16 protein-coding genes are annotated in these 18789 nt (G+C 69.4%); 8 read left to right on the plus strand and 8 right to left on the minus strand.

What is annotated here, in order from left to right; translation table 11 throughout:
- Positions 1-107: 107 nt before the first annotated feature.
- The 3 genes from ACQ859_RS23635 to ACQ859_RS23645 are packed head-to-tail and all read right to left on the minus strand — an operon-like array spanning position 108 to position 3234.
- Positions 108-1628, minus strand: a complete 1521-nt coding sequence (locus tag ACQ859_RS23635; protein ID WP_431256210.1) for a tripartite tricarboxylate transporter permease — start codon at positions 1626-1628, stop codon at positions 108-110.
- Positions 1629-1647: 19 nt separating this feature from the next.
- A complete protein-coding gene (locus ACQ859_RS23640) occupies positions 1648-2250 on the minus strand; it encodes a tripartite tricarboxylate transporter TctB family protein (protein ID WP_431263030.1) in 603 nt (200 codons plus the stop codon).
- Between the two features lie 15 nt (positions 2251-2265).
- Entirely contained in the window at positions 2266-3234 is a 969-nt protein-coding gene (locus ACQ859_RS23645; RefSeq protein WP_431263031.1) for a Bug family tripartite tricarboxylate transporter substrate binding protein, read from the minus strand.
- Between the two features lie 157 nt (positions 3235-3391).
- On the opposite strand from ACQ859_RS23645, the gene ACQ859_RS23650 reads away from it, so the two are divergent.
- The 8 genes from ACQ859_RS23650 to ACQ859_RS23685 all read left to right on the plus strand — a co-directional run bounded on the left by ACQ859_RS23650 (position 3392) and on the right by ACQ859_RS23685 (position 13912).
- The gene (locus tag ACQ859_RS23650) at positions 3392-4084 is read left to right on the plus strand and encodes a response regulator transcription factor (protein ID WP_431263032.1); all 693 of its coding nucleotides are present in this window, start codon (positions 3392-3394) and stop codon (positions 4082-4084) included.
- Between the two features lie 36 nt (positions 4085-4120).
- The gene (locus tag ACQ859_RS23655) at positions 4121-5560 is read left to right on the plus strand and encodes a sensor histidine kinase (RefSeq protein ID WP_431266639.1); all 1440 of its coding nucleotides are present in this window, start codon (positions 4121-4123) and stop codon (positions 5558-5560) included.
- A 27-nt stretch (positions 5561-5587) separates the two neighbouring features.
- On the plus strand, positions 5588-6031 hold the full coding sequence (locus ACQ859_RS23660; protein WP_431263033.1) for an RNA-binding S4 domain-containing protein: 444 nt from the start codon (positions 5588-5590) through the stop codon (positions 6029-6031).
- 281 nt (positions 6032-6312) lie between these two features.
- Entirely contained in the window at positions 6313-6855 is a 543-nt protein-coding gene (grpE, locus tag ACQ859_RS23665) for a nucleotide exchange factor GrpE (protein ID WP_431263034.1), read from the plus strand.
- Between the two features lie 172 nt (positions 6856-7027).
- The gene (gene dnaK / locus ACQ859_RS23670; RefSeq protein WP_431263035.1) at positions 7028-9007 is read left to right on the plus strand and encodes a molecular chaperone DnaK; all 1980 of its coding nucleotides are present in this window, start codon (positions 7028-7030) and stop codon (positions 9005-9007) included.
- Positions 9008-9135: 128 nt separating this feature from the next.
- Positions 9136-10284 carry a molecular chaperone DnaJ gene (gene dnaJ / locus ACQ859_RS23675; RefSeq protein WP_431263036.1) on the plus strand — a complete coding sequence of 383 codons (1149 nt, stop codon included), beginning with the start codon at positions 9136-9138 and terminating at the stop codon, positions 10282-10284.
- A gap of 176 nt (positions 10285-10460) precedes the next feature.
- Positions 10461-12104 (plus strand): response regulator, encoded by a 1644-nt coding sequence (locus ACQ859_RS23680; RefSeq protein ID WP_431263037.1) that lies wholly within the window; start codon positions 10461-10463, stop codon positions 12102-12104.
- Between the two features lie 107 nt (positions 12105-12211).
- Complete coding sequence (locus ACQ859_RS23685; protein WP_431263038.1) at positions 12212-13912, plus strand: phosphoethanolamine transferase; 1701 nt, start codon at positions 12212-12214, stop codon at positions 13910-13912.
- Here ACQ859_RS23685 and ACQ859_RS23690 read toward each other — a convergent pair whose 3' ends face one another.
- The 5 genes from ACQ859_RS23690 to ACQ859_RS23710 form a co-directional block, all read right to left on the minus strand.
- On the minus strand, positions 13913-14335 hold the full coding sequence (locus tag ACQ859_RS23690; protein WP_431263039.1) for a hypothetical protein: 423 nt from the start codon (positions 14333-14335) through the stop codon (positions 13913-13915).
- Between the two features lie 18 nt (positions 14336-14353).
- Entirely contained in the window at positions 14354-14851 is a 498-nt protein-coding gene (locus ACQ859_RS23695; protein ID WP_431263040.1) for a hypothetical protein, read from the minus strand.
- Between the two features lie 197 nt (positions 14852-15048).
- Positions 15049-16167, minus strand: a complete 1119-nt coding sequence (locus ACQ859_RS23700) for a PA0069 family radical SAM protein (RefSeq protein WP_431263041.1) — start codon at positions 16165-16167, stop codon at positions 15049-15051.
- Between the two features lie 58 nt (positions 16168-16225).
- Positions 16226-17404 (minus strand): arabinose transporter, encoded by a 1179-nt coding sequence (locus ACQ859_RS23705; RefSeq protein ID WP_431263042.1) that lies wholly within the window; start codon positions 17402-17404, stop codon positions 16226-16228.
- A 25-nt stretch (positions 17405-17429) separates the two neighbouring features.
- The gene (locus tag ACQ859_RS23710) at positions 17430-18755 is read right to left on the minus strand and encodes an amidohydrolase family protein (protein WP_431263043.1); all 1326 of its coding nucleotides are present in this window, start codon (positions 18753-18755) and stop codon (positions 17430-17432) included.
- Positions 18756-18789: the final 34 nt, after the last annotated feature.

An 18789-nucleotide genomic window follows, 5' to 3' on the forward strand; every position in this document is an offset into this window, starting at 1 on the left:
GCGCCGTCGCCGCACCATGACCAAGGGCCCCGTCATCCGGGGCCCTTGTCGTTGGGGGATGGCGTCGCCGCAGGAGGCGACCGCCACCGCTGCCGTCAATGTCGCCGTCAGCCGAGTGCGACCGCCGCCTGCTGGCGCGCCTTGCGCGCGGCCATCCACTTCATGACCCGCGGCAGCAGCAGCACGATCACGACGATCGCCAGCAGCGAGGCCGACAGCGGGCGCTGCAGGAACACGCTCCAGCTCCCGCCGCCGATGGCGACGCCGTTGCGCAGGTGCGCCTCGGCGAGCGGGCCCAGGATCATGCCGACGACCACCGGCGCGGTCGGGAAGTCGAAGCGCCGCATCACCACGCCCAGCAGGCCGATGGCCAGCATCACGTAGAGGTCGAACGCGCTCTGGCGCATGCCGTAGACGCCGACCGTGGCGAAGATCAGGATGCCGGCGTACAGCGGCGCGCGCGGGATGCGCAGCAGCTTCACCCACAGTCCCACCATCGGCAGGTTGAGCACCAGCAGCATCACGTTGCCGATGTACAGCGACGCGATCAGCGCCCACACCAGCGTCGACGAGGTCTCGAACAGCTGCGGTCCGGCCTGGATGCCGTAGTTCTGCAGCGCCGACAGCAGGATGGCCGCGGTGACCGAGGTCGGGATGCCCAGCGTCAGCAGCGGCACCAGCGTGCCGGTCACGGCCGCGTTGTTGGCCGCTTCCGGTCCGGCCACGCCCTCGATGGCGCCGACGGTGCCGAACTCCTCCTTGTGCTTGGACAGCTTGCGCTCGGTCGCGTAGCTCAGGAAGGTCGGGATCTCGGTGCCGCCGGCGGGGATCACGCCGAACGGGAAACCGAGCGCGGTGCCGCGCATCCACGCGGGGATCGAGCGTTTCCACTCCTGCCGCGTCATGTGCACGCGGCCCATGGTGTTCATCGTCAGGTTGCTGCGGCCCTCATAGAGCGCCACGTAGAGCGTCTCGCCGACCGCGAACAGGCCCACCGCGACCAGCACCGTCTCGATGCCGTCCATGAACTCGGGCACGCCGCCGGTGTAGCGGATCTGGCCGGTGATCTGGTCCATGCCGACCAGCCCCATGGCCAGGCCGATGAACAGCGCCGTCATGCCGCGCAGCGTGCTCTGGCCCAGCACCGCGGAGACGGTGGTGAAGGCGATCAGCATCAGGCAGAAGTATTCCGGCGGGCCGAGCGTGACGGCGAAGTCCGCCAGCACCGGCGCGAACAGCGTGACCAGCACGGTGGCGAAGGTTCCGGCGAAGAACGAGCCGATCGCCGCCGTGGCCAGCGCCGCGCCGGCGCGGCCGTGGCGGGCCATCTTGAAGCCTTCGAGCGCGGTCACCATGGTGCCGGTCTCGCCCGGGGTGTTGAGCAGGATGGAGGTGGTCGAACCGCCGTACATCGCGCCGTAGTAGATGCCGGCGAAGAAGATCATCGACGCGGTCGGGTCGACCTGCGCGGTGATCGGCAGCAGCATCGCGACGGTCACGGCCGGGCCGAGGCCGGGCAGCACGCCGATCGCCGTCCCGAGCGCGCAGCCGATGAAGGCCCACATCAGGTTGGCGCCGGAGGCGGCCGTGGCGAAGCCGCCCATCAGGTGGGTCCAGAGGTCTTGCATGTCGGAACTCCGGTGAGGGTTACAGCCAGCCGCCGGCCGTGATGGCGGGCAGGTTGAGCGCGAGCAGCTTGTTGAACAGCCAGAACACCGGGGCCGCGATCAGCAGGCCGGTGACGGCGTCGATGACGATCTGGCGCACGCCGCCGTGGGACTTGCCCTCGGCGCGACGCAGGCCGCGCACGGCCAGCACGAAGCACAGCGTGCAGGCGAGGACGAAACCGATCGTCGTGATCAGCGACGCGTTGGCGATGACGGCGGCGGCCACCCAGGCGCCCGACAGCCAGTCCGCCTTGGGCGCGCCCGACGGCGGCTCCATCGAGCGGAAGCCGCCGCTGCGCGATTCCCAGATCAGCCAGGCGCCGCAGATCAGCAGCACCGCGGCGACGAACCAGGGCAGCGCATTCGGGCCGATGCCGGAGTAGCCGGCGTCGGACGGGATCGCGGCGGCCCCGAAGGCCATCACGCCGCCGACGACCATCGCCGCGGCGCCGACCAGCGTCTGGTACAGCGGCGCCGGCGTGGTGTCGTCGAATTCAGGCGGAATGCCTGGAGGAGCAGGCGCGACCCGTTGGGCGGTCGCGGACGGATGGCCGGCCACGGCCGGCGCGGAAGATTCGGACATGGCGGCCTCCCGGGGTCAGACCATGCCGGACTTGTGCATGATCGCGCGCAGGGACGCGAACTCGTTGTCGACGAAGGCTTCGAAGTCCTTGCCCGTCATCACGGCGGGCGTCCAGCCGTTCTTCTCCAGCGCTTCCGTCCAGGCCTTGGACTTCGTCGCCTTCACGACCAGATCGATCAGCACCTGACGCTGCGCCGGCGTGATGCCGGGCGCGCCGTACACGCCGCGCCAGTTGCCGATCTCGACGTTGTAGCCGAGCTCCTTCATCGTCGGGATGTCCAGGCCCTTGATGCGCTGCGGCGCGGTGATCGCGATCGGGCGCATCTTGCCGCTCTCGATGTAGGGCTGGAACTCGCTGTAGCCGCTGCCGCCGATGCTGACGTTGCCGCCCAGGATCGCGGCCACGGCCTCGCCGCCGCCCCGGAAGGCGACGTAGTTGATCTTGGTCGCGTCGACGCCGACCTCACGGGCCAGCATCGCCGCGGCGATGTGCTCCGTGGCGCCGCGCGAGCCGCCGCCCCACTTCACCGAGCCCGGGTCCTTCTTCAGCGCCTCGACCACGTCCTTCATCGTCTTGAACGGCGAGTTGGCCGGCAGGACGAAGACGTTGTACTCGCTGGTCAGGCGCGCGATCGGCGTGGCCTGCGTCAGCGTGACGGGCTGCTTGCTGGTGATCAGGCCGCCGAGCATCACGGCGCCCATCACCATCATCGCGTTCGGGTCGCCCTTGGCGGCGTTGACGAACTGCGCCAGGCCGATGGCGCCGGCGGCGCCGCCCTTGTTCTCGAAGGTCACCGCGCCCGCGGCGCCGGCGTCCTGCAGGGCCTTGCCCAGCGCGCGGCCGGTGATGTCCCAGCCGCCGCCCGGATTGGCGGGCACCAGGATCTTCAGGGCCGCCGCGGCCTGCGCGCTCAGCGGCAGGCCGCCGGCGGCGCCCAGCGCGGCGAAGGCGGCCGCGGACTTCAGGAATTGGTCTCGACGCATGCTCGTGTCTCCTGTTGTAGATGTCGTCATCGGGGCTGAGCAAGCGCCCGGTGTTGTAGGCGTGAATCCTGCACACGGCGGCTTTCATTCGGCTGTCGGGAAGCTCAGGGTTGACCCTGAGCGGTGGCGGCTTCGCGCGTGGCGGACACTGCCGGCCATGAGGCTGTTTTTCGTCGAGGACAACGCCGCGCTGCAGACCACGGTGGCGCGGTCGTTCGAGCGCCGCGGCATCCAGGTGCACGGGTTCACCGAGGGCCGCGCGGTGCTCGAGCGCTGGCGCGCGTCGCCGCCGGACGTCGTGCTGCTGGACCTGTCGCTGCCCGACATCGACGGGCTGGAACTGCTGTCGGCCGCGCGCGCCGAGCAGCTCACGACGCCGGTGATCATCCTGACCGCGCGAGGCACCGTCGGCGACCGCATCCTGGGCCTGAACATCGGCGCCGACGACTACCTGCCCAAGCCTTTCGATCTCGATGAACTCGAGGCCCGCGTGCGCGCCCTCGCCCGGCGCAGCCGCGGCGCATCAGGTTCGGCCGCCGGCGCGGGCGCGCACGAGGACGAGTCCTTCCACGGCCTGCGCGTGGACGCCGACAGCGGCGCGATCTACCACCTCGGGCTGCCGCTGGACCTGCCGCCGCGCGAGGCCGCGCTGCTGCGCGCGCTGCTGGCGCGGCCGGGCCAGGCGGTCGCCAAGGAGCGGCTGACGGAGATCGTCTTCGCCGACGACCTCGACGTGCAGCCCGACGCGGTCGAGGTCGTGGCCTACCGGCTGCGCAAGCGGCTGCCCGCGGACGGCGCGCGGCTGGTGACGCTGCGCGGCCTGGGCTACCTGCTCAAGGCGCCGGACTGAGTGGGCGGCGTGCGCGGAGTGATCAAGCTGTCCTCGATGCGCAGCCGCCTGATGGTGGGCATCCTGGTGCCGGTCGGCCTGCTGATCGCCGCCAACGCGCACCGGCTCTACGAGGACGCGCTCAGGGCCATCGACACGGCCTACGACCGCACGCTGCTCGCCTCGGCGAAGACCATCGGCGAGCAGCTCGACGTGCACGGCACGCGCGAGGATCCGCACCTGGTCTCCGAGGTCCCCTACGCGGCGCTCGAGGCCTTCGAAGCCGACAACCGCAGCCGCATGTTCTATCGCGTCACCGGCTTCCGCGGCGAGTGGGTGTCGGGCTTCGACGACCTGCCCGCCTGGCACGGCAAGCTGCCCGCGCGCGGCGCGTATGCCGCGCTGGTCGATTTCTACGACGACGTCTACCAGGGCGAAGAGGTCCGCGTCGCCGTGCTCAAGCAGCCGGTGTCGGGCGAGGCCGGCCTGGGCGTCGCGACCATCCAGGTCGCGGAGACGCTGGAGATCCGGCGCACGCTGGCCCGCCAGGTGCTGATCTCGACGCTGTGGCGGCAGGCCGCGCTGCTGGCCGTGATCGCGATCGTGGTCTGGGGCGTGGTGCTCTTCGCGACCTGGCCGGTGCGGGAGCTGAGCCGCTCGATCGGCGCGCGCGCGGACGACGACCTCAGTCCGATCCCGATGCCCGGCGTGCCGGCGGAGCTCGCGCCGCTGGTGGTCGCGATCAACGAGGCCTGGCATCGGCAGGCCGGCCTGTTCGCGCATCAGAAGCGCTTCGTGCGCGACACCTCGCACCAGCTGCGCACGCCGCTGGCGGTGCTCAAGGCGCAGGTGCAGTCGGCGCGCCGCGGCGACCTGCCGCTGACGCAGGCGATCGACGAGATCGGCGCCACCGTGGACGGCGCCACCGCGCTCGCCAACCAGATGCTGGCGCTGGCCAAGGTCGAGCAGTTGCGCCAGCAGGGCGATCCGCCGCGGCTGGACCTGGCGGAGACGGTGCGCGAGGTGGCGCTCGACCTCGCGCCGCTGATCGCCGACGCGGAACTCGACTTCGAGCTGATCACCGAGCCCGCGCCGGTGCGCGGCCATGAATGGGCGCTGCGGGAGCTCGTGCGCAACCTGCTGCACAACGCGCTGCGGCATTGCCCGCGCGGCGGCCGGCTGGAGCTGCGCGTGACGGCGCGCGCGCGGGACGTCGACGCCGGGGCCGCCGGTACGGGCACGGGCCACGGCGTCGAACTGCGCATCGCCGACAGCGGCCCCGGCATTGCGGCGGCACTCCGGCCCAAGCTCGGCCAGCCGTTCGCGGCGGGTGCCGGCGGAGGCTCGGGCCTCGGGCTTGCCATCTGCCGGGAGATCGTGGGGTCCCTGGGCGGCACGCTGTCGCTGGACAACCGCGAGCAGGATGGGGTCATCGCCGGGCTGGACGCCGTGGTCCGGCTGCCGGCGGCACCATCGTCCGACCCGATCGCCCCCTGAATTCCGCATAGGACAATCCGCCCCCCGATGTCTTCCTCCTCCCGATCCCCTTCCCCGCCGGCCGGCGCCACCGGAGCCGACGGCGTGCGCCTGGACAAGTGGCTCTGGGCGGCGCGTTTCTTCAAGACCCGCTCGATCGCCGTCGACGAGATCGGCAAGGGCCGCGTCACCATCAACGGGCAGGCGGCGAAGGCCTCGCGCGAGGTGCGTGTCGGCGACCTGGTCAAGCTGCGCCAGGGCCAGGTCGACCGCGAAGTGAAGGTGGCCGGCATCAGCGGCGTGCGCGGTCCCGCGCCGGTGGCGCAGACGCTGTACGAGGAGACGCCCGACAGCGTCGCCGCCCGCGAGCGTGCCGCCGAGGCGCGCCGCCTCGCGCCCGAGCCGGCCGACGCCATCGAGCAGGGCCGCCCGACGAAGCAGGACCGGCGCCGCCTCGCGGACTGGAACCGCTGGTCCGCCAGCCTGGATTGACGCCGCCGGACCCGGACAGGCCCGCCAGCGGCAGGCGTCCCCGGCCCGGGGACGCCGCGGAATGACCCACCGAGCGCCCCCAGCGGCTCACCAAACGCCCGCGCTTCGCGGGCGCCGATAGCAGGCCCGGGGTTTGCCCGCGCACGGATGCGAAAATCACCCTCTTGAAGTTCCGGCCATGGGCCCCAGATGCGGCGGGTCGCCCGACGCACGCTGGTTCTCACAGAGGCCGGCCGCGCTTCCGAAGAGGAGCCGGGCATCCGTATTGGGGCATTCCAACCATGACGACTGACAACCAACAACCTGATCCGACGCTGGACGAACTGACCCAGCAAGCTGCTGCCGCGGCCGCCGCCGCGGTGCCCGAAACGCTCGAGGCCCGGCTCGCCGACACCGAGCGCCGCCTGGCCGAGATGTCCGACGCCTACCTGCGCGCCAAGGCCGAGGTCGAGAACACCCGCCGCCGCGGCGAGGACGACACGACCAAGGCCCGCAAGTTCGCCGTCGAGGGCTTCGCCGAGGCCATGCTGCCGGTGATGGACAGCCTGTCCGCCGCGATCGCCCTGCCCGACGCCAGCGTCGACCAGGTGCTGCAGGGCGTGCACGCGACGCTGCGCCAGCTGCAGTCGGCGCTGGAGCGCAACAAGGTGGTGGAGATCAACCCGGCCTCCGGCACGAAGTTCGACCCCCACCAGCACCAGGCCATCTCGGTGGTCCCGGCCGAGCAGGACCCGAACACGGTCGTGACCGTGCTGCAGAAGGGCTTCCTGATCGCCGACCGGGTGCTGCGCCCGGCGCTGGTCACCGTGACCGCCCCGAAGTGAGCGGCCGGTACCGGTTCAAAAAGCACGCTGAAAAAAGATCCGGGGCCTTGAACCCGGGCAAGTTATCCACAGATCAGAAGCATCCCGGAACGTTGTTTCAGCCGCTCATCCGCTGAGCCTCAGGGGCCTCCCCGCTGACCGTTCCGCCAGTTTTCAAATTCAGGAGCACCACATGGCTAAGAAGAAGATCATCGGCATCGACCTGGGCACGACCAACTCGTGCGTCGCGGTCATGGAAGGCAACACCACCCGCGTCATCGAGAACGCGGAAGGCGCCCGCACCACCCCGTCGATCATTGCGTACCAGGAAGACGGCGAAGTGCTGGTCGGCGCCTCGGCCAAGCGCCAGGCCGTGACCAACCCGCGCAACACGCTGTACGCGGTGAAGCGCCTGATCGGCCGCAAGTTCCAGGAAAAGGAAGTCCAGAAGGACATCGACCTGATGCCCTACACCATCGCCGCCGCCGACAACGGCGACGCGTGGGTGGAAGTGCGCGGCAAGAAGCTGGCGCCCCCGCAGGTCTCCGCGGAAGTCCTGCGCAAGATGAAGAAGACGGCCGAGGACTACCTCGGCGAGGAAGTGACCGAAGCCGTCATCACGGTGCCGGCCTACTTCAACGACGCGCAGCGTCAGGCGACCAAGGACGCCGGCCGCATCGCCGGCCTGGACGTCAAGCGCATCATCAACGAGCCCACCGCCGCGGCCCTGGCCTTCGGCCTGGACAAGCACGGCGCGGGTGACCGCAAGATCGCCGTGTTCGACCTGGGCGGCGGCACCTTCGACATCTCCATCATCGAGATCGCGGACGTCGACGGCGAGAAGCAGTTCGAAGTGCTGTCCACCAACGGCGACACCTTCCTGGGCGGCGAGGATTTCGACCAGCGCATCATCGACTACATCATCGGCGAGTTCAAAAAGGAACAGGGCGTCGACCTGACCAAGGACGTGCTGGCCCTGCAGCGCCTGAAGGAAGCCGCCGAGAAGGCCAAGATCGAGCTGTCCAACTCGTCGCAGACCGACGTCAACCTGCCGTACATCACGGCCGACGCCACCGGTCCGAAGCACCTGAACATCAAGCTGACCCGCGCCAAGCTGGAGTCGCTGGTGGACGAGCTGATCGAGCGCACCATCGCCCCCTGCCGCACCGCGATCAAGGACGCGGGCGTGTCGGTCGGCGAGATCGACGACGTCATCCTGGTCGGCGGCATGTCGCGCATGCCCAAGGTGCAGGAGAAGGTCAAGGAGTTCTTCGGCAAGGACCCGCGCAAGGACGTGAACCCCGATGAGGCCGTGGCCGTCGGCGCCGCGATCCAGGGCCAGGTCCTGGGCGGCGAACGCACCGACGTGCTGCTGCTGGACGTCACCCCGCTGAGCCTGGGCATCGAGACCCTGGGCGGCGTGATGACGAAGATGATCAAGAAGAACACGACCATCCCGACCAAGTTCGCGCAGACCTTCTCGACCGCCGAGGACAGCCAGCCCGCCGTGACCATCAAGGTCTACCAGGGCGAGCGTGAACTGGCACAGGCCAACAAGAGCCTGGGCGAGTTCAACCTCGAAGGCATCCCGCCGGCGCCGCGCGGCCTGCCGCAGATCGAGGTCAGCTTCGACATCGACGCCAACGGCATCCTGCACGTCGGCGCCAAGGACAAGGGCACCGGCAAGGAAAACAAGATCACCATCAAGGCGAACTCCGGCCTGTCCGAGGCCGAGATCGAGAAGATGGTGAAGGACGCCGAGGCCAACGCCGCCGAGGACAAGAAGAAGGTCGAGCTGGTGCAGGCGAAGAACCAGGCCGACGGTCTGGTGCATTCGGTGCAGAAGTCGCTGACCGAGCACGGCGACAAGCTGGACGCCGGCGAGAAGGAAAAGATCGAAGCCGCGGTCAAGGACCTGGAAGAGGCCATCAAGGGCGAGGACAAGGCCGACATCGACGCCAAGACCGAAGCGCTGATGACCGCCAGCCAGAAGCTGGGCGAGAAGGTCTACGCCGAGGCGCAGGCCGCCCAGGCGGCGGCCGGCGCGGGCGCGGCGGGTGCCGCGGGCGCGGGTGCCGAGCACGCGGAAGCCGCCGGTGCGCAGGCTTCGGCCAAGCCGGCCGACGACAACGTCGTGGACGCCGAGTTCAAGGAAGTCAAGGACTCGAAGTAAGCGCCGCGCATGCCGACCCGGGGTCGGCATCGCGAACGGCTCATGCTGTCGATTGACAGCCGCCGCGCGGGGCCGCCAGCCTCGCGCGGCGCTCTGGTTTGAGGCCCTTAGTCCTCTCGGGAAGATCCATGGCAAAGCGTGACTATTACGAAGTCCTGGGCGTCGCCAAGAACGCCAGCGAAGAGGACATCAAGAAGGCCTATCGCAAGCTCGCGATGAAGTACCACCCTGACCGCAATCAGGGCGACGGTGCCAAGGAAGCCGAGGACAAGTTCAAGGAAACCAAGGAAGCCTACGAGATGCTCTCGGACGGCCAGAAGCGGGCCGCCTACGACCAGTACGGCCACGCGGGCGTGGATCCGAACCAGGGCTTCCGGGGCGGCCAGGGCGGCGAAGGTTTCGGCGGCTTCGCGGAGGCCTTCGGCGACATCTTCGGCGACCTGTTCGGCCAGCAGGGCGGCGGCGGCCGTCGCCAGGGTGGCGGCCAGCAGGTCTATCGCGGCAGCGACCTGAGCTACGCGATGGAGATCACGCTGGAGGAAGCCGCGCGCGGCAAGGAAACGCAGATCCGCATCCCGTCCTGGGAAGGCTGCGAGACCTGCAAGGGCAGCGGCGCAAAACCCGGCACCAGCGCCAAGACCTGCGGCTCCTGCGGCGGCAGCGGCACGGTGCACATGCGCCAGGGCTTCTTCAGCATCCAGCAGACCTGCCCGCACTGCCACGGCACCGGCAAGATCATTCCCGAGCCCTGCACCACCTGCAACGGCGCCGGCAAGATCAAGAAGACCAAGACGCTGGAAGTCAAGATCCCGGCCGGCATCAACGAAGGCATGCGCATCCGCTCGGCCGGCAACGGCGAGCCGGGCGTGAACGGCGGTCCGTCGGGCGATCTCTACATCGAGATCCGCATCAAGCAGCACGACATCTTCGAGCGCGACGGCGACGACCTGCACTGCACGATGCCGGTGTCGATCACGACGGCGGCGCTGGGCGGCACGATCGAGGTGCCGACGCTGGGCGGCAAGGCCGAGATCGAGCTCCCCGAAGGCACGCAGCACGGCAAGACCTTCCGCCTGCGCGGCAAGGGCATCAAGGGCGTGCGCTCGAGTTATCCGGGCGACCTGTACTGCCACATCAGCATCGAGACGCCGGTCAAGCTGACCGAGCATCAGCGCAAGCTGCTGAAGGAACTCGACAAGAGCCTGAAGGACGGCGGCGAGCGCCACTCGCCCAACGCGAAGAGCTGGACCGACCGGGTCAAGGACCTCTTCAAGTAAATCGCCAACAGCGACACGCAAACCCCGGTCACGACTCGCGAATCGCGCCGGCCACCCACGCAAACCCGGGGGACCGGCGGTCGCCGCCAGACCGACAATCGGTCGGTGGTTGACGACATTCGCACAATTCGTTGGGGTGCTGCCGGCCCGCTCTCTTCGGAGGCGGGCTTTTTCACATGGGCGCGCGCCTTGGCGGGGCCACGGCCATGACGCTCGCCGGCACGCTCGGAAAGACGCAAGCGCTGGTCATCGACAGCAACGCGAACTCGCGCAGCCTGATGACGGCGCAGTTGCGCGAACTCGGCGTCGGCCACGTGCGGCAGACCACGCGCGTGCGGGACGCCCGCGTGATCCTGGAGACGCAGCCCTACGACATCGTCATCTGCGACTACTACTTCGACGGCTCCGAGATGTCGGGGCAGGACCTGCTGGACGAGCTGCGGCGCGAGCAGCTGCTCCCCTACTCCACCGTCTTCGTCATGGTCACCGGCGAGGCCTCCTACGCGAAGGTCGCCGAGGCCGCGGAGGCGGCGCTGGACGCCTACCTCGTCAAGCCCTACACGACCACGGCGCTGGCCGACCGGCTGGCCAACGCGCGGCATCGCAAGGTGGAGCTCAAGGACATCTTCGAGGCCATCGACGCGAAGGATTTCGGCCACGCGGCGGACCTGTGCCTGGCGCGTTTCCAGCGGAAGGCGACCTACTGGCTGTACGCCGCGCGCATCGGCGCGGAACTGCTGCTGCGCCTGGAACGCCACACCGAGGCCCGCGAGCTGTACGAGGCCATCATCGCCGCGCGCACCGTGCCGTGGGCGCGGCTGGGCGTGGCGCGGACCGAGGTCGCCGGCGGCAACCTGAGCGCCGCGCGCCGGACGCTGGAGACCCTGATCGGCGACATGCCCGACCAGGCCGACAGCTACGACCTGATGGGCCGCGTGCAGATGGAGCAAGGCGAGATCGACGCCGCGCTCGCGACCTACCGCACCGCCGCGACGCTGACACCGGGCTGCCTCCTGCGCCAGCAGCATTGCGGCACGCTGGCCTTCTACGCGGGGCAGCGCGATGAGGCGCTCAAGATGCTCGAACGCAGCGTGGCGCAGGGCCTGCGGTCCAAGCTGTTCGATGCGCACAGCCTGGCCCTGATCGCGCTGATGCGTTTCGACGCGAAGGACAGCAAGGGCCTCAAGTACACGATGGATGCGCTGATGCAGGCCATGGAACGCGCGCCGCGCGACCAGCGCCTGCAAGGCTTCGACGTGCTGATGCAGGGCCTGCGGCTCCTGCTGGACCGCAAGCTGGCGGACGCGCTGACGCTGGCGCGTCAGTTCGCGCGGCGCGCCGCGGACCCGGACTTCGACCTCGAGGCCGCGAGCCTGCTGGTCGCGCTGTGGGTGCGCATGGCGCGGCAGGACATCGAGCTCAGCGAGATGGAGACGCTGATGAACCAGCTCGGGTTGCGTTTCTGCAGTTCGAAGTCGGCGACCGAGGTGCTGATCAGCATGGCCGAGAGCCATGAACCCAGCACGCAACTGCTGCGCGATGCGAATGCGCGGGTGTTCGCGATCTCCGAGACGGCGATGCGGCATGCGATGCGAGGCGACGCGCAGACCGGCGTGCAGCTGCTGGTGGAACAAGGCACGCACACGCTCAATGCCAAGCTGATCGACATGGCGGCGCTGGTCCTCAAGCGTTACCGGGAGCGGATGACCGACCCCGGCGCGCTGGAGCCCAGGATCGAGGAACTGCAACGCCGCTATGTGCAGGCCAGCGGCCAGGGGCTGAAGGCCGCCCGAGGCGGCGGCATGGCCTTGCGGGGATGACCGCGCATCCCGGGCTAAGCTGCGGCAACGCCCAGGGATGCTTCAGGGAAGCTTCAGGTACGACAACTACAAGGGCCGGTTTCTTTTTGCCGGCCTGACACAACAAGATGCCGTTCTCCGATTCCTCGACCTCGCGCCCTCGCGAGGCCGCCGCCGCGGGCACCGTGCGCGCCCGTTCTCCGCTGGCATTGACGTGGCTGACCGCGCTTTGGATCGGTGTGCTCGGCAACTGGCCGCTGTGGCAGCGGATGTGGGGCATGCCGGACTACGCCGGCGCGTCGGGCAAGCTGTTCGTCATCGTCTTCGCCGGCATCGTGATCATGGTGCTCGCCGCCGTGTTCAGCCTGCTGGCCTGGCGTGTCGCGGTGAAGCCGCTGCTGACGCTGATGCTCCTGATGACGGCGCCGCTGGCCTACTTCATCGGCAGCTACGGCGTGATCATCGACAGCACGATGATCACCAACGCGCTGCAGACCGATGTGCGGGAGACCCGCGATCTGATCGGTTGGGGCCTGGCCGCGCACGTCGCGGTGATCGCGCTGATCCCGCTGGTCTGGATCTGGCGGCAGCGCCTGACGGACAAGCGCTGGTTCAAGCGGCTGGGATGGAACCTCGCGAGCGTGGCCTTGGCGCTGGCGCTGGGCGTCGGACTGGCGGCGACGCGGACGGCGGACCTGGCCTCCACGCTGCGCAACAACAAGGCGCTGACCAAGATGGTCAGCCCGATCAACGCGATCTGGGCGAGCGCCTCGCTGGCCGCGCAGAAGCAGAAGAAGCCCAAGGGGCCGCTCGAGGTCGTCGCGGCCGACGCGAAGCTCACACCGCGTGCCGCGGGCGCACGGCCGCCGCTGGTGCTGCTGGTGGTCGGCGAAACGGCGCGCTCCGAGAACTTCCAGCTCAACGGCTATGCCAAGCCGACCAATCCGGAGCTGTCGACGAAGCCGGTGCTGAGCTACCGCGAGGTCGCGTCCTGCGGCACGTCGACGGCGGCCTCGCTGCCGTGCATGTTCTCGCAGCTCGGCCGCGAGGTGTATGTCGATCATCCCGGCAACCAGCAGACGCTGATGGACGTGCTGCAGCGCGCCGGCCTGGCGGTGCTGTGGCTGGACAACCAGTCGGGCTGCAAGGGCATCTGCGACCGCGTGCCGAATGCCCAGGCCATCACTCCCGCGCGCCCCGATCACCCGATCCCCGCGGGGCTGTGCCGCGCGGACGGCGAGTGCCTCGACGAGGTGATGCTGCACGACCTGGACGCGCGCATCGCGGCGCTGGATCCGCAGCGCGTCGCGCGCGGCGTCGTGCTGGTGCTGCACCAGATGGGCAGCCACGGCCCCGCCTATTACCTGCGCACCCCGGACGACCGCAAGCCCTTCCGGCCCGAGTGCCGCAGCAACGCGCTGCAGCAGTGCGAACTGGACCAGGTCCGCAATGCCTACGACAACACGATCGCCTACACCGACCATGTGCTGGCGAAGGCGATCGACTGGCTGGGGACGCAGGAGCAGCGCTTCGACCCCAGCCTGCTCTACGTCTCGGACCACGGCGAATCGCTGGGCGAGAACAACCTGTTCCTGCACGGCATGCCTTATGCGTTGGCGCCCAAGCAGCAGAAGCATGTGCCGCTGATCCTGTGGCTGCCGGAGCAGACGCGGCAATCGCAGAAGCTCGACAGCGCGTGCCTGACGCAGCGGCGCGATACGCCGATGTCGCACGACGGGCTGTATCACACGGTGCTGAGCCTCAGCGGCGTGGAGACTTCGGTCTATCGCAAGGACTGGGATTGGGTGGGCGCTTGCCGGCGTGGGTGATCACGGCCGAGGTTTGGGCGGAGCTGTCGCCGGGAGCGGTTCATCGCAACGCCGGAGAAGTTGCCGCACCTGGCTCAGTTGGTCATGCATGACCGCAGGCGTCACGTCCTCCTCCAGATCGTAATCCGCCAGTTGGCGTCGATCACGTTGGACCTCCAGTTGGGTGCCGTTGGCCCGCGAACGGTCCCGCAGGATCTCGCCGCATTTCCTTGAAGGATGCTTCAGGCGGTTGATCAACTCCTGATGCGATCCTCCCCCAGGCCCTTCGTTGCTACCGAGTTCCGGGAGTGATTGCTCCCAGGCTCGGCACCGATGGAAGGCCGCGTAGTACGCGCGGCTGATGGCGTCGCGCGTCGCCACCTCCGATCCATCACCACTCAAGGTCTGCGCGAAGACAAACAACTCTTTGCTACCAATGGCCATCTGCGCCTCCGAATCGGCTCATGCCGCAGGTTCGTCGATGAAAGAGAAGAGGAAGCCGGACTGGAGCATGTCGATGTAGGACAGCTCGCCCCACAATGCCGTCGTCCACGCCTGAGCTTCGTCATGCGTGACCTGGATTGGCATCTCGTACTGGATGCTGACGACCTTGTCGTGATCGAACCGCGTCAACACGGCAGAGCCGCCGCGACGAAGTCCATGCCTCGTCATGAAATGCGCGGCCAGATGCATCAGGTGACGGATATGCGTCACCGAGAGGTGCCTCCGCTGCAACTGATCAAACGCGTCATCCAGCGTCTCCCAACTGCAGCGTCGGCAACGCGCGTCGGTCGCGCTCCGCGGATGCGGAGAACCAAAGATCAGCGACGGTCCCTTCAGAAGCTCGATCACGGCATCCCCTTCGGACAACTGCTCCGGGGTCGGGACCGGACGCACCATGACCGTGACCAGTCCGTCCGGCGAGCTGAACGGATTCACGTAGTTGATCTGCACTGTCATCACATATCCTGCATTGCGAGTCCTCGACTCAATGCCAACCAGTCTCTGCGTGATGCGATCGAAAGACATTCCCTCCGAAGAGCGTTTCATCGGGGGGCATTGATCCGGGTAGGTCACTCCCCCTGCGCATACTGAGGAAGGTCATTGCCGGCGAGGCTGCCCAGCCCAACTGACGAGGGGCCAGGTCTTGCCGCCGCTCAGAACAACGACTGCTGCCCCACCACCTTCGACGGCGGGCGGAACTCGCTGAAGTCGAACTGGTGCCGCTCGCGGCCCAGGCCCAGGCGCTGCGAGGTCTTGCGCAGCCGCTGCTGCAGCAGCTCGGCCCAGATCCCCTCGCCGGTGAACCGGGTGCCGAAGCGCGGATCGTTGTCCTTGCCGCCGCGCATGTCGCGCAGCCTCGCCATGATGCGCGCCGCCTTGTCCGGCTGGTGCAACCGCAGCCAGTCGTGGAACAGCGGCGCCACCTCCCAGGGCAGCCGCAAGGGGATGCTGAAGGCCTTCGTCGCGCCCGCCTCCGCGGCGGCTTCGAGGATGCGTTCCAGCTCCGGCTCGTTCAGGAACGGGATCACCGGCGACACGCTCACCCCCACCGGCACGCCCGCCTCCGCCAGCGCCCTGATCGTCTGCAGCCGCCGTTGCGGCGACGCCGCGCGCGGCTCCAGGATGCGCGACAGCGCCGGGTCCAGCGAGGTCACCGACAGGTAGACCGACACCTGCCGCTTGAGCGCCATCGGCACGATCAGGTCCAGGTCGCGCTCGATGCCGCTGGATTTCGTCACCACCGAGAAGGGATGGCGCGCCTCGGTCAGCACCTGCACGACGGCGCGCGTGATCCCGAGCTTGCGCTCGATCGGCTGGTACGCGTCGGTCGCCGTGCCCAGCACCATGGGCGCGGGCTTGTACGCGGGCGAGGCCAGCGTCTCGCGCAGCCGCTCGGCGGCATTGACCTTCGCGATGATCTTGGTCTCGAAGTCCAGGCCCGGCGACAGGTTCAGGTAGCTGTGCGTCGGCCGTGCGAAGCAGTAGATGCAGCCGTGCTCGCAACCGCGGTACGGATTGATCGACAGGTCGAAGCCGATGTCGGGCGACTGGTTGCCGCTGACGATCTTCTTCGCGTGCTCCTCGATGATCTGGGTCTTCGGGGCCACATGCTCCTCGATCGCCTCCTGGTCCAGCGTGCCCCAGCCGTCGTCGTACTGCTCGCGCTCGCGCGATTCGAAGCGGTGCGGCATCGCCCAGGCGCTGCCCCGTCCCTTCAGCGCGTCGGCCTGGAGGTACAGCGGCGGGGCAGCGATCTTGGTGTCTTGCGGCATACTGTCAATTTATACAGTATCGCCGAAGAATGCCAGTGTCCATCGGCATCCACCGGGCTCACCCCTCCTGCCTGCCGGTGACGACGAGCACCGCGCCCAGCAGCGCCGCCAGCGCGCCCAGCAGGTACACCGCCGCGAAGCCGAAGCGCCCCGCCACCAGGCCGGCCGCCGGCCCGGCCAGCCCGTACGCGATGTCGAGGAAGGCCGCGAACGCGCCGATCGCACTGCCGCGGCTGGCGGGCGGCACCCGCTTGAGCGCCTCGACCCCGAGCGCCGGATAGATCAGCGCGCAGCCCAGGCCGCTCACGAAGGCGCCGGCCAGCGCGACGGCTTCCTGGGGCGCGCCCCAGACCATGCCCTGCCCGATCGCCTCGACGACCAGCGACCACAGCGCCACGCGCAGTCCCCCGATCTTGTCGGGCAGGTGCCCGAGCAGCAGCCGCACCGCGATGAAGCCGACGCCGAAGCAGGTCATCACGATGCCGGCGTGGGCCCACCCGCGCGCCGCGAAGTACAGCGACGCGAACGCGGTCAGCCCGGCGAGCCCGACGCCCTGCAGCGTCAGCCCCAGCCCCTGGCGCCAGATCTGCCCCACCACGCGCCGGAACGGCAGGCGCGGGCCGCCGGCCATCCGATAGGACGGCGCCGCCAGCGCGACAGCCCAGGCAGCGAGCGGCGCGGCGATGCACGCGAGCATCACGGCAGGCAGGCCGTGACCGCGATACAACCCCATGCCCATCGGCGCGCCGATCGAGAGCGCGCCGAACATCGCGATGCCGGTCCACGACATCGACAGGCCCGCGCGCTGCGGTCCCACCGACGCGATGGACCACGACACGCAACCGGTGACGAACTGGCTCTCGCCGAAGCCGGCCACCAGCCGTCCGCCGACGACGATGGCCAGCGCGGCCGTCGGCGACCACCCCGGCAGCGCGGCGACGAGGTACAGCAGGCCTGCGAAGGCGCAGCCGATCGCACCCTGCAGCGCCGAGCGCCGTCCGCCCTGCCCGTCGACGAGGCGACCGGCGTAGCCGCGTGTCAGCACGGTGGCGACGAACTGCAGGCCGATGACGAGCCCGACCGTCAGCGCATCGAAGCCGAGCCGCTCATGGATGAACAGCGGCAGCACCGGCAGCGGCAGGCCGACGGCGAGGTAGCCGCAGAACAGCGCCGCGATGACGCCGGGCGCAGGCCGTGTCAACACGGGGGTGGGCGCGGATGAAGCGATGGCGGACATGGGAACTCCCAGGGTCGTGAAGCGATCAGGCGGCCGTCTTGAACAGGTCGACGCGGTGCCCGCTGGCGTCCAGCAGGAAGTCGCGCGAGGACGCCGCATCCGCCGCCAGCTTCGCGAGGTCGACGTCGATCAGCCGGCCGCCGCGCTTGCGCAGGCGCCCGCCGACCATGACCGTGTCGACGTCGGCGCGCTCCACCGCCTGCACGATGGTGGCGATCGCGTTCGTCACCGGGAACACGGCCGCGCCGCGGGTGCGCACCATGATCAGGTCGGCGGCCTTGCCCGGCGTCAGCGTGCCGGCACGGTGCTCGATGCCGGCGGCGCGCGCGCCGTTGACGGTGGCGGCGCGCAGCACCTCCGCGACGCCGATCGGCGCGGGCACCCCGGACTCGCCGCGGAAGCGGCGATAGCGCATCGCCGCGCGCTGCTGGTGGAACAGCGCATGCATCTCGCCGAACAGGTCGCTGCCGAAGGCGGTGTCGAGGTCGATGCCCAGCGCGGGCGCCAGGCCGTGGTCGACGGCCACCTGGTAGGCGAAGGTCTCGTCGTCGAAACCGAACAGCGCATCCGAGCGCGGATTCACGGTGATGTTCACGCCGGCGTCGGCGAACAGCTTCCAGGTCGCCGCGGGCACGCGCGTGCAGTGGTTGAAGAGGTTGTGCGGGCCGAGCACGCCGGGCGTGGCGAACTCGGGGCCGAGCTGCGCGAGATCGCCGATGAACTCGGTCAGGATGCGCATGTCCAGACCACGCGCGACCTCCCACCAGTCCAGCTTCAGCTGGCCGAAGAGGCCGACCTGCACGCGGCTCTCGCCCGCGTTCCAGCGCGCCGCCAGACGCGCCAGGTCGCCCGGCAGATGCGCGGAGGACGCGCCCTTGTCCATGGCCGGACCGACCATGTGCAACGCCCGGATACCGGAAGCGGCCAGCGCGGCCAGCGCCGCGTCGGTGTGCTCGGGGCTGCGCGAGCTGTGGCAGGCGTCGACGATCGTCGTGATGCCCGCGTCCAGCGACGCGGCCGCCGTCAGCATCGTGCTGGTGTACATGTCCTGCGGGCGGAAGTGCGCGCCGAGCTTGCTCGCGACCACGTCGATGTAGGCGAAGAGGTCGTCGACGTCGGGCATCAGCCGGCGCATCACGCCCAGCCACGCGTGGTGGTGCGCGTCGACCAGGCCGGGCATGACGATGCTGCCGGCGGCGTCGACGACCTCGGCGTCGCCGGCGGGCAGGTCCGCGCCGACGGCGGCGATGCGCCCGTCGCGCACCAGCACGTCGCCGACGGCCAGGTTGGGCAGCGCGGGATCCATCGTGATGACGGTGCCGGCCTTGAAGAGCATGTCGCGATCGGTCATGGGGAACTCCGTTGGAGGAAATCGGTGGAGGAAT

The sequence above is a fragment of the Roseateles chitinivorans genome, from assembly GCF_050632235.1.
Classification (GTDB): domain Bacteria; phylum Pseudomonadota; class Gammaproteobacteria; order Burkholderiales; family Burkholderiaceae_C; genus Roseateles; species Roseateles chitinivorans_A.

Coding starts and splice junctions, on each gene's coding strand:
- ACQ859_RS23635 (WP_431256210.1), bottom strand. CDS start 1,628: ATGCAAGACCTCTGGACCCACCTGATGGGCGGCTTCGCCACGGCCGCC.
- ACQ859_RS23655 (WP_431266639.1), top strand. CDS start 4,121: ATGCGCAGCCGCCTGATGGTGGGCATCCTGGTGCCGGTCGGCCTGCTG.
- ACQ859_RS23660 (WP_431263033.1), top strand. CDS start 5,588: ATGTCTTCCTCCTCCCGATCCCCTTCCCCGCCGGCCGGCGCCACCGGA.
- ACQ859_RS23710 (WP_431263043.1), bottom strand. CDS start 18,755: ATGACCGATCGCGACATGCTCTTCAAGGCCGGCACCGTCATCACGATG.
- ACQ859_RS23645 (WP_431263031.1), bottom strand. CDS start 3,234: ATGCGTCGAGACCAATTCCTGAAGTCCGCGGCCGCCTTCGCCGCGCTG.
- ACQ859_RS23690 (WP_431263039.1), bottom strand. CDS start 14,335: ATGGCCATTGGTAGCAAAGAGTTGTTTGTCTTCGCGCAGACCTTGAGT.
- dnaJ (WP_431263036.1), top strand. CDS start 9,136: ATGGCAAAGCGTGACTATTACGAAGTCCTGGGCGTCGCCAAGAACGCC.
- ACQ859_RS23705 (WP_431263042.1), bottom strand. CDS start 17,404: ATGTCCGCCATCGCTTCATCCGCGCCCACCCCCGTGTTGACACGGCCT.
- dnaK (WP_431263035.1), top strand. CDS start 7,028: ATGGCTAAGAAGAAGATCATCGGCATCGACCTGGGCACGACCAACTCG.
- ACQ859_RS23695 (WP_431263040.1), bottom strand. CDS start 14,851: ATGACAGTGCAGATCAACTACGTGAATCCGTTCAGCTCGCCGGACGGA.
- ACQ859_RS23685 (WP_431263038.1), top strand. CDS start 12,212: ATGCCGTTCTCCGATTCCTCGACCTCGCGCCCTCGCGAGGCCGCCGCC.
- ACQ859_RS23640 (WP_431263030.1), bottom strand. CDS start 2,250: ATGTCCGAATCTTCCGCGCCGGCCGTGGCCGGCCATCCGTCCGCGACC.
- ACQ859_RS23680 (WP_431263037.1), top strand. CDS start 10,461: ATGGGCGCGCGCCTTGGCGGGGCCACGGCCATGACGCTCGCCGGCACG.
- ACQ859_RS23650 (WP_431263032.1), top strand. CDS start 3,392: ATGAGGCTGTTTTTCGTCGAGGACAACGCCGCGCTGCAGACCACGGTG.
- ACQ859_RS23700 (WP_431263041.1), bottom strand. CDS start 16,167: ATGCCGCAAGACACCAAGATCGCTGCCCCGCCGCTGTACCTCCAGGCC.
- grpE (WP_431263034.1), top strand. CDS start 6,313: ATGACGACTGACAACCAACAACCTGATCCGACGCTGGACGAACTGACC.